The organism is Geodermatophilus obscurus DSM 43160 (assembly GCF_000025345.1).
In the GTDB taxonomy this organism is placed as follows: domain Bacteria; phylum Actinomycetota; class Actinomycetes; order Mycobacteriales; family Geodermatophilaceae; genus Geodermatophilus; species Geodermatophilus obscurus.
Map to the genome: position 1 here is coordinate 3173770 of NC_013757.1, position 12514 is coordinate 3186283.

General features: G+C 73.7%; 10 protein-coding genes. 2 read left to right on the forward strand and 8 right to left on the reverse strand.

Annotated elements, in window-relative coordinates:
• Positions 1 to 50: 50 nt before the first annotated feature.
• Positions 51 to 2192, reverse strand: a complete 2142-nt coding sequence (locus tag GOBS_RS14800; RefSeq protein ID WP_012949069.1) for a patatin-like phospholipase family protein — start codon at positions 2190 to 2192, stop codon at positions 51 to 53.
• Positions 2185 to 3777, reverse strand: a complete 1593-nt coding sequence (locus tag GOBS_RS27580) for a P-loop ATPase, Sll1717 family (RefSeq protein ID WP_012949070.1) — start codon at positions 3775 to 3777, stop codon at positions 2185 to 2187. The genes GOBS_RS14800 and GOBS_RS27580 overlap by 8 nt, the downstream gene beginning before the upstream one ends.
• Positions 3778 to 4080: 303 nt before the next feature.
• Between GOBS_RS27580 and GOBS_RS14810 the strand changes: the two genes are divergently transcribed.
• Entirely contained in the window at positions 4081 to 4962 is an 882-nt protein-coding gene (locus GOBS_RS14810; RefSeq protein WP_012949071.1) for a diacylglycerol/lipid kinase family protein, read from the forward strand.
• A 96-nt stretch (positions 4963 to 5058) separates the two neighbouring features.
• Here the strand turns inward: GOBS_RS14810 and pheT are convergent, their stop codons facing one another.
• Together pheT and pheS are read right to left on the reverse strand one after the other, a co-directional pair.
• The gene (gene pheT, locus GOBS_RS14815; protein ID WP_012949072.1) at positions 5059 to 7521 is read right to left on the reverse strand and encodes a phenylalanine--tRNA ligase subunit beta; all 2463 of its coding nucleotides are present in this window, start codon (positions 7519 to 7521) and stop codon (positions 5059 to 5061) included.
• Positions 7518 to 8585 (reverse strand): phenylalanine--tRNA ligase subunit alpha, encoded by a 1068-nt coding sequence (gene pheS / locus GOBS_RS14820; RefSeq protein ID WP_012949073.1) that lies wholly within the window; start codon positions 8583 to 8585, stop codon positions 7518 to 7520. The genes pheT and pheS overlap by 4 nt, the downstream gene beginning before the upstream one ends.
• Before the next feature lie 250 nt (positions 8586 to 8835).
• Here pheS and GOBS_RS14825 point away from each other — a divergent pair, with 250 nt between their 5' ends.
• The gene (locus tag GOBS_RS14825) at positions 8836 to 9678 is read left to right on the forward strand and encodes an EamA family transporter (protein WP_012949074.1); all 843 of its coding nucleotides are present in this window, start codon (positions 8836 to 8838) and stop codon (positions 9676 to 9678) included.
• A gap of 256 nt (positions 9679 to 9934) precedes the next feature.
• Here GOBS_RS14825 and GOBS_RS14830 read toward each other — a convergent pair whose 3' ends face one another.
• From GOBS_RS14830 to infC, 4 genes are all read right to left on the reverse strand, one after another.
• Positions 9935 to 10720: a TrmH family RNA methyltransferase gene (locus GOBS_RS14830; protein ID WP_012949076.1), complete on the reverse strand. Its 786-nt coding sequence runs from the start codon at positions 10718 to 10720 to the stop codon at positions 9935 to 9937.
• Between the two features lie 159 nt (positions 10721 to 10879).
• Complete coding sequence (gene rplT / locus GOBS_RS14835) at positions 10880 to 11263, reverse strand: 50S ribosomal protein L20 (RefSeq protein ID WP_012949077.1); 384 nt, start codon at positions 11261 to 11263, stop codon at positions 10880 to 10882.
• A gap of 29 nt (positions 11264 to 11292) precedes the next feature.
• Positions 11293 to 11487, reverse strand: a complete 195-nt coding sequence (gene rpmI / locus GOBS_RS14840; RefSeq protein WP_012949078.1) for a 50S ribosomal protein L35 — start codon at positions 11485 to 11487, stop codon at positions 11293 to 11295.
• 146 nt (positions 11488 to 11633) lie between these two features.
• Positions 11634 to 12272 carry a translation initiation factor IF-3 gene (infC, locus tag GOBS_RS14845; protein WP_012949079.1) on the reverse strand — a complete coding sequence of 213 codons (639 nt, stop codon included), beginning with the start codon at positions 12270 to 12272 and terminating at the stop codon, positions 11634 to 11636.
• Positions 12273 to 12514 lie beyond the last annotated feature (242 nt).

Genomic DNA, 12514 nt, shown 5'->3' on the forward strand with positions numbered 1-12514 from the left:
GTCACACGGCGAGCGGCCGGCCCACCGACCGACGTCCATGACAGGAGCTCTCACATGACGAGCACCGACTCCGCCGGGTCCTCGCTGTCGCCCTCGCCGCCCTCGAACTGGTCGAGGGGGACGTTGGCGCGCTGCGCCAGTGCGACGGCGACCTCCCAGCCCAGTGCTCGGTAGGCGTCGAACTGCTCCCCTGAGAACCACTGGTTGGCCGTCGGGTGCTGGGGGAACTGGTGGTCCTTCTCCCGGAACACCGCGAGGTCCATCGGAACGCCGTCCCACAGGACGCAGCGTGCGTAGTAGATGACCCCCATGCTGCCGTCGGGATAGGTCACGCTCCCCACCGCGACCGGCTCATCGGCCAGACCGGTCTCGGTCGACGGCAGGGTGGCGGCGGGGTCCAGCCGCACCTCGGCGCCGAGGTCGGACCGGGCCAGGGCCGCTGCGCGGGCGATGTCCTGCAGCGGACTGCGGCCACCCGCGCTGGCGTCCACGACGACCATGTGCGTGCAGCGGCGTCTGATCAGCTCCACCAGGCCGAGGTTCTCCCAGTGACCGCCGTCCGACACGTGGATGAAGCGCCCTCGGGTCCCCGCCAGCCCCATCGCCTCCTTCAGCACGTACAGCCCACCCGGCTCCCGCCACCCGGTCGCCAGCGCCCGTGCCACCCGCCGCACACGCGACCGGCCCCTCGACGGAGGAGCCGCCACGTCGCCGCGCCGGAACGGGTTGGGGATCCACACCCCGAGGCGGAGGTTGGCGAGGGCCATCAGCAGCCGCAGCGCGGGGAGGGTGAAGCGCCCCATGGTGGGCGAGATGGCGGCCCCCGAGATCGCCATCATCGACGGCAGCGTGAGACCGCTGCCGCCCCTCGTGTGCGTCCGTTCCAGCTCGGACGTCTCCACGAGCGGTGCCAGGTCGACGCTCCCCGACCGGCACGGGTCGAACGTGAAGGAGGCAGCCCAGCTCTTGTTGGGCACGTCCCCCTCGCGGGCCGCCACGGCCGCGCACACGATGAGCTCGGGGAACGGCAGACCGGACCTGCGCTTGGCCTCGATCTCCCGACCGACGTCGCTGAGTCTGACCTCGTCGTCGTAGGGAACGGGAGCCACCCGCACGCCACCGGCTGAACTCGTCCGCTTCAGGACGAACGCGTGACTCAGGCGCTCCCGGTAGTACAGGTGCATGGAGTAGCGACGGTTGTGGATGCAGAAGCCACAGACCGCCAACGTGGCCAGCGCCCCGAGGAGCACCCACACGTCCAGCGGGGGATCCCAGCCACTGCGCGCCTCACCCTCCGCCGCCAACAGGAGGGGGACGGCGAGGATCCCCCAGCCGCTCAGGAACGCGAGGACGCCCTGGAACGCACGGGCTCTGCCCAGCCGCATCAGGAGCACGGCGAGGGCTCCCAGCAGCACCACTCCCACCACCATGGCCACGGTCACGAGCAGGCGACGCGACCCCAGGTCGTCGGCCCTCCCCACCCAGAACGGGTCGTCGGCCAGCGCGACACCGAGGAGGTGCACCAGGAGGGGGAGACAGACGGCCAGGACGGCGACGACGCCGGAGCCCGCGACGAGCGCTGTCGCGGTCCTCCTGAGCGGCCGCTCGCCGGGCACGGCGCGGAACCGGCTCTTGTCAAAGAACCGCCGCACGCCGACGAGCACGATCGCCGCCAGGAACAGGCCGGCCGCCGCGGCGCTCCCCCACGCGACGGCGCCGACCAGCCGGCCGTCGGGCCTGCCGATGCCACGGATCGTGGCCCCGTACACCAGCCCGACGATCCGGCCGGCGAGATAGGACCCGACGACGAGCGGCAGGAGGTTCAGCAGGAGCCCGTAGACGAAGTTCACGACCAGCCACAGCCGACCGGTCAGTCCGGGAGCCAGGTAACTGAGGTGCGTCCGGAGGTACCACTCCTCCGGACTCCCCCGGGACCAGGGCGCAGCCTCCCCGCGCAGGGCCTCTGCATCGGACTTCCCCTGGGCGACCGTGAGAGCACCGGCGATGTAGCTGCCCCCGGAGACGGCGGACAGGTACCGCGCCCTCTGGAACAGCCCCTGGCGGGACAGGGCCTGGTACGCACCCAGGCAGAAGGCCGCCGACCTGATGCCGCCTCCGGAGAAGGAGATGCCCAGCACGCTGCGGCCCTCGTGGCCGCCGTCGAGATAGGCCCATCGCCCGCTGTCAGTCACGGTCGAACTGCCCTGTGTCCGAGCCGTACGGGTACACCGGGAGCCTCCCCTGGTCCCGGAGGCGGCGGATCCCTCCCCGGTCGAAGAGCCGGAACATGAAGAGCGGGTGCACACAGACCTGGTCCTCGTCCTCCACCGGCCGCAGCGTCTCGGTGAACGTGTACGAGAAGCGGCCGACGGTGTACCTCGAGGTCGAGCCGTCGACGATGCCCAGGACGCCCACGTCGAGGGCGGCCTCCAGGAAGTCGCTGTAGTCGACGCCCGACCGCGCGACGCCCGCGGCGTTGAAGGCGCGGTGGAGCTCGCTGCACGTGAGCGTGTTCGGGATGTGGTTCTTGAGATATCCGAGCGCCGTCGCCATGTAGGGGTAGTCGTGCGAGTAGCTGGACAGGATCCCGTCGACGATGCGCAACTCCGCCTCCCGGACGCCGTCCAGCACGTCCCGGGGGGTCGCGACGGGGACACCACGACGGTGTCGCGCCGAGCGCGAGAGGATCTCGTTCAGGATCTGGATCAGGTGGCGCGGCAGGAGCTGCGTGTGCCGCATGATGTAGGCGACCGGGTCCTCGTCGGACCCCAGCCCCGTGCGCATCCCTCCCCGGGGCAGCAGTGACCGCAGGGTGGCCTCGGCCATCTGGTGGTCACGCTCGTCGTGCTGGCGCGGCAACCCCAGACGGCCCAGGTCGTCCTGGTGGTACAGGTCGAGGTAACGCCGCAGACGGTTCCCGGCGATGGTCATCAGCTCCGCCGCGGTCCACCGGATGACGAGGTAGTCGAGGAAGTCCTTCTCCGGATTGGCCGTGAGGTCCCGGAGGCGCTGCACGAGCTCCGCGGGAAAGGCGAAACGGACCTTGAACGGTTGGGCATCGGCCGTGCCGGCGAACTCGCGAGTGGCCCGGAAGAGCCCGGACAGGGTCGTCCGCAGCTCGGCCACGTGCACGTGCAGGTCCTCGAGGTTGTCCACGACGACGTACAGGCGCACCCGTTCGCGCTCGATCAGGTCGACGAAGGACCGGTGCGCGACCTCGTAGGTGGCGACGTCGGTCCGCAGGGACGCGCACATCTCCTCGACCGTGAGGCCGGGGATCGATCGGACGAGGACGTCGGACAGCGCACTGCCGACACGAGCGAGCAGTCTCCCCGGTTCGAGACTCGACGGGTTCCCGTAGGAGCTGAGGTAGGACGCGATGAGCCGGCCCTCGCCCGTGTGTCTCAGCCCGGGCACCCGGCACGAGAGCAGCATCGCGGCGTGGGTCAGGAGCACCTGCCACACGTGCGCGAGGTTCTCCGCGAAGAGGGGACCGACCTCGCGCGCGTACCGGATCCGGAGGCGCTCGATCTCGTGGTAGGCGTCCTCCGACTTGATGAGGATGACCTTCGCGCCGTCCACGAACGCCGTTCCCACCAGGAACGCCGTCTTCCCGGAGCCCTTGCGACCGACCACGTAGACGGGGTCGTCGCGCTCGGCTCTGCCGTGGCAGCCGTTCATGCGGTCGTAGAGCTGCTCGAAGATGCCCCGCGGGCTCCTGAGCAGTTCCTCCGTGTACGGCGGCCCCAGTGGCTGGTTGCGCGTGAGGATCCGCATCAGCTCCTCCGGCGCTGCTCCCATTGCGTCCCCCAGGTCGGGAAGAGCACGAACCCCGCAACGCTCAGCGCGGGGGCCTGTACTCGGAGGAGTCGCGAGCCACGGCGTCAGATACGGCCACCGACGACGCCCGTGCACGCCCGGCTCGACAGGCTGCCGCAGCGGCGCAGCGGTCGGCGACGGTGCGGCGCTGCCCGACGCGGTCGTCGGAGCCGCCAGCGGCCGCGCGTGAGTGCCCGGGTCGCCCCCCGGGCATGACGGTGCACAGCCCGCGGGTGCCCGCCCTCCTGGAGGAACCCCACTGTGAGCCCGTACGACCGGATCCTGATCATCTTCAACCCGAACAGCACCGGGGACGCGCCCCGGTCGGCGGAGGAGCTGCACGCCGAACTAGCGCGGAGACTGCCGGCCGTGCCGTTGGAGCTCTGCCCCACCCGGTACGCCGGCCACGCCCGCGACCTGGCGAGGGAGGTGGCCGGCGCCGGGCGCCCGCTGCTGGTCTCGGTGAGCGGAGACGGCGGGTACAACGAGGTCGTCGACGGCGTCATGCAGAGCGGCAACGACCAGGCCGTCTGCGCCGTCCGGGCCGCCGGCAACGCCAACGACCACCGCCGGGTGACGCGGGAGCGACCGCTGGCCGACGCGATCGTGGCCGGCGACGTCCGTCGGATCGACCTCCTGCGGCTCACCATCGGCAGCGGGGATGCGGCGCAGACCCGGTACGCGCACTCCTACATCGGCGTGGGCCTCACCCCGGTCGTCGCCGTCGACCTCGAGGAGGGCGGGAAGGGGTCGTGGCGGGAGATCGTGACCGTGGTGCGGTCCTTCTCCCGCTTCCGACCGTTCCCGATCAGGCTCGAGGACGGCAGGCGGCGCACCATCGACAGCCTGGTGTTCGCCAACATCGACGAGATGGCCAAGTACGCGACGCTCAGCGAGGGCGGCCGCCCCGACGACGGCCGGTTCGAGATCATCACGCAGCGGCGCACCGGCAAGCTCCGCGTGCTGGGGACCCTCATCAGGGCGGCGACGCGCGGGCTCGGCCCGCAGCCGAGCGCCACCCACTACGCGTTCACGGCGCTCGCCCCCATGCCGCTGCAGCTGGACGGCGAGCTGGTGGAACTGGACGCGGACACGCCGGTCGCCGTCGACATCGCACCGCGAGCGCTGGCCACGGTGGTCTGACCGACCGCCGCTCAGGCCAGCGGGTCGCCGTCCCCGTAGGGCCGCGGCTCGCCGCGAGCCTGCGAGCGGTGAGGAGGACGGGGTCCTTCCACCTCCTCAGCCACGGAGCTCCGCCTGCTGCGCCTCCTCGACGAAGGCCACCACGCGCCGGCGGACCTCGGCGGCCTCCTCGCCGGACAGCGTCCGGTCGGGCGCGCGCAGGGTCAGCGACCAGGCCAGCGACCTGCGCCCCTCACCCACCTGCGGCCCGGTGTAGACGTCGAACAGCCGCACCGCCTCGAGCAGCTCGCCGGCCGCCTCGCGGATCGACTCCTCGACCGCCGCCGCCGGCACCGCTGCGTTGAGCACGAAGGCCAGGTCGACGAAGACCGGCGGGAAGCTCGACAGGTGCGGGCCCACCGGCACCGACGCCGGCGGCAGCGCGTCGACGTCCAGCTCCATCACCGCGGTGCGGGCGGGCAGGTCCAGCGCCGCGCAGACCCGCGGGTGCAGCTCGCCGGCGTGCCCGACCACCCGGCCGTCGACCAGCAGCTCCGCGCAGCGGCCCGGGTGCCACGGCGCCCGCTCCCCCGCGCGCACGGTCAGCTCGACCCCCGCGGCCTCGGCGACCCGGCGGGCGGCCTGCACCGCGTCGGCCCAGACGGCCGGGCGACCCTGGCCCCACCAGCCGCGCGGCTCGCGGTGGCCGGACAGCGCGACGGCGACGTGCCAGGGCTGCTCCGGTACCGCGCCCAGCAGCGCGGCCAGCGTCTCGTCGTCCGGGCGCCGGTCGACACCGGGCAGCGGGGCCGCCGACCGCTCTCCACCGGGGAAGACCGCGCCGTGCTCGAAGAGAGCGACGTCCCGGATGCCGCGGGAGAGGTTGCGCGCCAGCGCGGCGAGCAGGCCCGGCAGCAGCGTCGTGCGCAGCGCCGGCTCCTCCTCCGACAGCGGGTTGCGCACCAGCACGACCTGCCGGCGCGGGTCGTCCTCAGCCAGGCCGAGCGCGTCGAGGGCCGCCGTCCCGACGAAGGGGAAGGACGGCGCCTCGACGTAGCCGAACTCCGCCAGGACCCGGCCGACGGCGCGGCGCCGGCGCTGCCGCTCGGTCAGCCCGCGCCCGGGCGGGGCCGTGGGCAGCACGGAGGGCACCTCGTCGTAGCCGGCGAGCCGGACGACCTCCTCGACCAGGTCGGCCGGGTCGGTGAGGTCGGGGCGCCAGGACGGCGGGGTGACCGTGAGCCGGTCGCTGTCGCCCTCGACCGTGCAGCCGACCGTCCCCAGCAATTCGGTCACCTGCGCCGGCGGGTAGGGCACGCCGGCGACCCGGCCGGGCCGCGCGGGGTCCAGCGGGATCGTCGGCCGCGGGCCGCGGGTGTCGACGTCGACCGGTGTGCCGACGACGCGGGCGCCGCCGTACTCGGCGAGCAGGGCGGCGGCCCGGACGAGCGCGGCCACCGTCATCTCCGGGTCGACGCCGCGCTCGAACCGCTTGGCCGCCTCGCTGGGCAGCCGGTGCCGGCGGGCGGTGCGCGCCACCCCGGTCGGCTCCCAGTGCGCCGCCTCCAGCAGCACGGTCGAGGTGCCGTCGCCGATCTCGGTCGACGCGCCGCCCATGACCGCGGCCAGCCCGATCGGGCCGGAGTCGTCGGTGATGAGGAGGTCGTCGGAGGAGAGCGCGCGCTCGACGCCGTCGAGGGTGGTCAGCCGCTCGCCCTCGCGCGCCCGGCGGACGACGATCGGCCCGCGCACCCGGTCGCGGTCGAAGGCGTGCATCGGCTGGCCGAGCTCGAGCATCACGTAGTTGGTGACGTCGACGGCCAGCGAGATGCTGCGGACGCTGGACTGCGCCAGCCGCCGGCGCATCCACCACGGGCTCGGCGCGGTCGGGTCCAGGCCCTCCAGCGCGACCATCGAGAAGCGGTCGCACCGGTCGGCGTCCTCGACCGACACGGGCCAGGCCGGCTCGCCCGACCAGGCCGGCGGGGTCAGCGCGCCCGGGTCACGCCACTCGACGCCCAGGCCGGTGCCCATCTCACGGGCGATGCCGCGCAATGACAGGCAGTAGCCGCGGTCGGGGGTGATGGCCAGCTCGATGACGACGTCGTCGAGGCCGACGACCGGGCCGGCCGGGGTGCCCGGGGCCGGGGCGTCGTCCCCGAGCACCAGGATCCCGGCGTGGTCCTCGCCGACGCCCAGCTCGCGGACCGAGCAGATCATCCCGTCGGAGACGTGGTCGTAGGTCTTCCGCGCGGCGATCCCGAAACCACCGGGCAGCACGGCGCCGGGCAGCGCCACGACGACGGAGTCGCCGACGGCGAAGTTGGTGGCGCCGCAGACGATGCCCCGCGGCTGCTGCTCGCCGACGTCCACCTGGCAGTAGCGGATCGGCTTCTTGTAGCCGGTGAGCTCCTCGATCTCCAGCACCCGGCCGACGACCAGCGGGCCGGTGACCTCCGCGGGCCGGTGGACCTCCTCGACCTCCAGGCCGAGGCGCACGAAGGCGGTGTCGAGGTCCTCGACGGGGGTGCCGGCGGGGATGTCGACGTGCTCGGCCAGCCAGCCGATGGGGACCCTCACTGCTCGACTCCGAACGCAGAGGTGAACCGGACGTCGCCCTCGGCGAAGTGCCGCATGTCCCCGACGGCTGAGCGGAACTGGAGGGCCCGCTCGATGCCCATGCCGAACGCGAAGCCGGAGTACTCCTCCGGGTCGATGCCGCAGGCGACCAGCACCCGCGGGTTGACCATCCCGCAGCCGCCCCACTCGACCCAGCGCGGGCCGTCGCGGTGCTCCGGGAACCACACGTCGAACTCCGCCGACGGCTCGGTGAACGGGAAGTACGAGGGTCGCCAGCGGGTGACCGCATCGGCGCCGAACAGCGAGCGGGCGAGGTGGTCCAGGGTGCCGCGCAGGTGCGCCATGGTCAGCCCGCGGTCGACGGCCAGGCCCTCGACCTGGTGGAAGACCGGCAGGTGCGTCGCGTCGAGCTCGTCGGTCCGGTAGACGCGGCCGGGCGCGACGATGTAGATCGGCGGGGTGCGGGAGAGCATCGTCCGTGCCTGCACCGGGCTGGTGTGCGTGCGCAGCACCAGGCCGGAGTCCTCGGGCGCGACGAAGAAGGTGTCCATCATCGTGCGCGCCGGGTGGTCGCGGCCGATGTTGAGGGCGTCGAAGTTGAGCCACTCGGCCTCGAGCTCCGGGCCCTCGGCGACCTCGTAGCCCATCCCGACGAAGATGTCGGCGATCCGGTCGGTGAGAGTCGTCAGCGGGTGCCGGGCGCCGCGGGGCAGCCGGTCCCACGGCAGCGTGACGTCGACCCGCTCCTCGGCCAGCACCCGCGCGTCGCGCTCGGCCTCCAGCTCGGCCCGGCGGGTCTCGTAGGCCTCGGTGACGGCGACCCGCGCGGCGTTCACCCGCTTGCCGGCGTCAGCACGGGCGGCCGGCGGCAGGGCGCCGAGCTCGCGGCGGGCCAGCAGCACCGGTGCGCGGTCCCCGAGGTGGGCCGGGCGGACGGCGGCCAGCTGCTCGAGGTCCCCCGCGCCGGCGAACGCCCGCTGGGCCTCGGCGACCGCGTCGTCGAGAGACTCCGGCGAGAGGGCGGCGACCTGCTTGGGGTCGTAGGGGTCGTTGGCGCCAGACACGGGAGGCCATTCTGCCCGCGGTCCCGACGGCGCTGCTGCCGGGTTTCCCGGGACGCGTCCGTGCGGGCAACGGCTGGCGCCGTCCGGTGCGACGGACTCGTGGCGATCAGCCGCTGACGACCACGAGTTCCCAGGTCTCAGCGCGGGGAGCGGTGGCGGACGGACGTCGGACGTCCGGACGAGGCGGTCGTAGGCGGGTGCTAGAACGACGGGCGACGCACACCGGGGTGCGCCGGGAGCGGAGGTCGGCGTGGCGGTGCTGCTCGCGCTGGCCTGTGCGCTCGTCTGGGGAGCAGCCGACTTCTACGGCGGCCTGGCGGCCCGACGAGCTGCGGCGCTGGCGGTGGTCGCGACCTCACACGTGGTGGGGCTCGTGCTGCTGCTCCTGCTCCTGCCCTGGCTGGGCGGTGATCCCCGACCAGCCGACCTGGCCTGGGGCGCCGGGGCGGGGATCGCCGGCGGCGCAGGTCTGGCCCTGTTCTACCGCGCGCTGGCCGGCGGGGTGATGAGCGTGGTTGCGCCCGTCACCGCCGTGACCGCCGCCGCCGTCCCGGTCCTCGCCGGCGTGCTGGGCGGCGAGCGCCTCGGTGCGCCAGCGGCAGCGGGGATCGTGCTCGCCCTCGCGGCGGTGACGCTGGTGTCGGCGCAGGGCGGCTTGTGCTCCCTGCGTGCCGCCCGCCCGGCCAGCGTGTGGCCGGCGCTCGTCGCGGGGACGGTCTTCGGCCTCTTCTTCGTCCTCCTGGACCAGACCGGTGAGGACGCCGGGCTGAGCCCGCTGATCGGCTCGCGCGTCGTCTCTGTCGCGCTCGTCGTGTGCCTCGCGCTGGCCGGCGGGCACTTGCTGTCGATCCCCCGGCCGGCGCTGCCCATGGTGGTCGGCGTGGGGATCGGCGACGTGTCGGCCGGGGCGCTCTTCCTCCTGGCCACCCAGACCGGCGGCCCGCTGGCGATCACCGGCGTCCTCGCCTCGCTGTACCCGGTGAGCACCGTCGTCCTGGCGCAGGTCGTGTTGCGCGAGCGGCTCGTCGCGACGCAGGCGGCCGGACTGGCGGCGGCCGGCGTCGCCGTCGTCCTCATCGCGCTGCCGGCCTGAGGTCCCCCGATCGGGCAAGTGCACCGTCGTCCCCGCTCAACGCGGGGTCCCGACGTCCGATGGGGGACGTGAGCCGCTCCCCCGCCGCCCCCGCGACGACGGTCGACGACGTCCTGCGGGACGGGACGGTGGACAGCGTCTTCCAGCCCGACATGCGGATGTACGCGACGCGGTGAGAGGACCCCCTGCCCCCGCCACTCGCCGGCTCGCCGCGGGACTCGTCAGGGGGCCTGCGAGACGGGTCTGCTCCAGGGCGTCACCGTTGGGCGAGCTGGGTGGTGTAGAGGCAGATCGCCGCGGCGGCGGCCAGGTTCAGGCTCTCGGCGCGCCCGCGCATCGGGATGCGCACCCGGGCGTCGGCCAGCGCGGCGAGGGCGGCGGGCACGCCGCGGGCCTCGTTGCCGAACAGCCACAGCACCGGGCCGGCGAGCTCGGGCCCCAGCTCGTCCAGGGCCGCCTCTCCCCCGCCGTCGGCGGCGAGCACGGTGACGCCGGCGGCCCGCAGCCGCGGCAGCAGCTCGGGCAGCGGCGCCCCGCGGACGACGTCGACGTGGAAGAGGCTGCCGGCGCTGGAGCGCACCGCCTTGCCGCCGTAGGGGTCGGCCGAGCCCGCGCCGAACACCACGGCACCGGCGCCGCAGGCGTCCGCAGTGCGCAGCACGGTGCCGGCGTTGCCCGGGTCGGCCAGCTCAGCGAGCGCCACGGTGAGCGACGGCGGCGCATCCACCAGGACGTCGGTCGGCACGTCGCGCAGCGCGCAGACCGCGACCAGGCCCTGCGGGGTGACCGTCTCCGACAGTGCCGCGGCGGCCTTGTCGGTCACGAGCCGCACCGGCACCGGCGCGGCCGCGAGCAGGTCGCGGTGCGCCGCGGCGGCGGCCTCGGTCGCGAGCACCTCGCGGACCCCGGCCGGGTCGGCCAGTGCCTCGGCGACCGCCTGCCGGCCCTCGGCGAGGAACAGCCCCGCGGCGTCGCGGCCGGCCCGCCGGGTCAGCTTGCGCGCGGCGACCACCCGCGCCGAGCGCTCGGTCAGCGGCTCCACGGTCGTCCCTCCTCCCGCGAGATCTGCACAGTGGTCGCCATCCGGCGTCCGAAGACCGCGAGTGTGCAGATCTCGCGGTCCGCACACACGACGACGCCGCCGGCGCCGGCCCCGCGGAGGGCCGGACGCCGGCGGCGTCGCAGGTGTCGCTGACCGCGCTCAGGCGGCCTGACCGCCGGCCGGCGCGGCGGCGACGGCGGCCCGGGAGGTCTCCACCAGCGCGGCGAAGGCGGCCGGCTCGTTGACAGCCAGCTCGGACAGCACGCGGCGGTCGAGCTCGATGCCGGCGAGCTTGAGGCCCTGCATGAACCGGTTGTAGGTCATGTCGTTCTGCCGGGCCGCGGCGTTGATGCGGGTGATCCACAGCTTGCGGAAGTCACCCTTGCGCACCTTGCGGTCGCGGTACTGGTAGGTGGCCGAGTGGAGCAGCTGCTCCTTGGCCTTGCTGTAGAGCCGGGACCGCTGGCCCCGGTAGCCGCTGGCGGCCTCGAGGACCGTCCGGCGCTTCTTCTGGGCGTTGACCGCCCGCTTCACGCGTGCCACGGAAGGGCTCCTTCTCGTCTAGGGGGCGCTCAAAGCCCGAGCAGCTTCTTGAGGCTCTTGGTGTCGGCCGGGGAGATGACCTGGTCCTGGTCCAGCCGACGCTTGCGACGCGAGGACTTGTGCTCGAACTTGTGCTGGTTGTTGGCCTGCTCGCGCATGAGCTTCCCGCTGCCGGTCACGCGAACTCGCTTCGCGGTGCCCTTGTGGGTCTTCTGCTTCGGCATGTCCTCGGTCCTCGTTCGTGTGTGGGGGTGCCGCACGGCAGCACGGGGCTGCCGCACAGCACCGGCCGTCTGGTGGTGCGGTCCTCGGCCCTCCTGCAGGGCCTCGCCGCGAGCTTGCGAGCCGCGGGGGGCAGGAGGGCCCTCCTTCAGGCCTGCGGGCCCTGCCCCTCGGCGGCCTTCTCGGCCTTCGCGGAGCGGCGGGCCGCGTCGGTCGCGGCCTGGTTCCGGTGCGGAGCGATCACCATGACCATGTTGCGGCCGTCCTGCTTCGGGTTGGACTCCACGACGCCGAGCTCGGAGACGTCCTGCGCCAGCCGCTGCAGCAGCCGGTAGCCCATCTCCGGACGGGACTGCTCACGGCCGCGGAACATCACGGTGATCTTGACCTTGTCGCCGCTCCGCAGGAAGCGCTCGACGTGGCCCTTCTTGGTCTCGTAGTCGTGCGGGTCGATCTTCAGGCGCAGCCGCATCTCCTTGATGACGGTGAGCGCCTGGTTCCGCCGGGCCTCGCGGGCCTTCTGGGCGGACTCGTACTTGAACTTCCCGTAGTCCATGAGCTTGGCGACCGGCGGCTTGGCCATGGGCGCGACCTCGACCAGGTCGAGTTCGGAGTCCTGGGCCAGGCGCAGCGCCTCGCCGATCGACACGACGCCGACCTGCTCGCCCTCGGGACCGACCAGGCGGACCTCGGGGACACGGATACGGTCGTTGATGCGGGGCTCGGTGATGGCCTCTCCTCTGCTGCTGCATGGGGAGGGGCTCGCTCGGTCACCGGACGCCGACATGAGAGAGGCCCCACGAGCGGCTGCTCGTGGGGCCCACTCGCCGGGGTGCGACAAGCCCGGGGGCTCGTCGCACGCCGCGGGCCCGGCCGGGGCCGGGCTCCGCGATCCGGGACCTGGACGCCTCGACGGCGCCAGGTGGGAGCGGGCTCCTCTTGGTCGAGCGGCCCGGGGCGGGGCCGCTCAGTGGTTCGCGCGCCTCGTGTAGCGGGGAGGCACGCACATGTTACAGCGTCGCGGCCGGA

Excerpts from the sequence above, each read along its gene's own strand:
- GOBS_RS27580 (WP_012949070.1), bottom strand. The coding sequence starts at position 3,777 with ATGCGGATCCTCACGCGCAACCAGCCACTGGGGCCGCCGTACACGGAG.
- infC (WP_012949079.1), bottom strand. The coding sequence starts at position 12,272 with ATGTCGGCGTCCGGTGACCGAGCGAGCCCCTCCCCATGCAGCAGCAGA.
- rpmI (WP_012949078.1), bottom strand. The coding sequence starts at position 11,487 with ATGCCGAAGCAGAAGACCCACAAGGGCACCGCGAAGCGAGTTCGCGTG.